Here is an 898-nt window from a genome sequence, read left to right as displayed (position 1 = left end):
TCATTAAATTTCCGTATCCTCACAGATATTTTCGACAGAAATAAAACAGATTTGTGATAACATTGGAACAATTGGATGACCCCGAAAAGAGATTGCCGCTACAGCTGAAAAAACTTCCTTCGCAATGACGGCCCTGAAAAGGCACCCTGCTCTGGCATAGGAGATAATGAAGAGGGAAAACGTTAAAGCTTGTGCAAAAACTTTCAAACCACCACTATCCCAGGCAACGCGTCCTTTCCGATTCTTCATCGGAACTTGTGTTGCCGAAATTAAAGCTTTGACGATTTTACCCGACATTAGATCCAAGCCTTGATGTTATTAATATTTTGTTATTGTTATTTATAGGCATTAATGAGCTCGCCGAAAGGCTCGGTTTTGCTACTTTTCCATCAAGGGAAAAGTAGGAGGCCGCCGCCGATGAGGTGTAGAAAAAACTAATTAACACGATTACTTAATTAACCACCCCCGCCCCTCCTTGAAAATAAGGTGGGGAGTTTCCCCTCAATTAGTATAATCCTCCCCATGCCCCCTCCAGAGGGGGATAGCGACTGCCTTAAATTTCCGTATCCTTCGCAATGACGCCCTGAAAAAGGCACCCTGCTCCCCGGCATAGGAGATGATGGAGAGGGAAAACGTTAAAGCCTGTGCAAAAACTTTCAAACCACCACTATCCAAGGCAACGCGTCCTTTCCGATTCTTCATCGGAACTTGTGTTGCCGAAATTAAAGCTTTGACGATTTTACCCGACATTAGATCCACGCCTTGATTGTATTAATATTTTGTTATTTTTATTTATAGGCATTAATGAGCTCGCTGAAGAGCTCGGTTTTGGACCCTTTATCATCAAGGATAAAGGACTAGGCCCGCCGACGATGATGCGTAGAAAAAATCTAATTAA

Annotated in this window: 2 protein-coding genes; both read right to left on the bottom strand. The window is 43.0% G+C overall.

The features are described 5' to 3' along the window. Positions 1–3: 3 nt before the first annotated feature. Positions 4–249: a hypothetical protein gene (locus ON09_RS23785; protein WP_193372058.1), complete on the bottom strand. Its 246-nt coding sequence runs from the start codon at positions 247–249 to the stop codon at positions 4–6. A 252-nt stretch (positions 250–501) separates the two neighbouring features. Further along, entirely contained in the window at positions 502–702 is a 201-nt protein-coding gene (locus ON09_RS23780; protein ID WP_238533801.1) for a hypothetical protein, read from the bottom strand. Between the last annotated feature and the right edge of the window lie 196 nt (positions 703–898).

It is taken from the genome of Pedobacter agri PB92 (assembly GCF_000258495.1).
Taxonomy (GTDB): Bacteria; Bacteroidota; Bacteroidia; order Sphingobacteriales; family Sphingobacteriaceae; genus Pedobacter; species Pedobacter agri.
The sequence above is the reverse complement of the archived record's forward strand: the minus strand, read 5'-3'. Positions and strand labels throughout refer to the sequence as shown.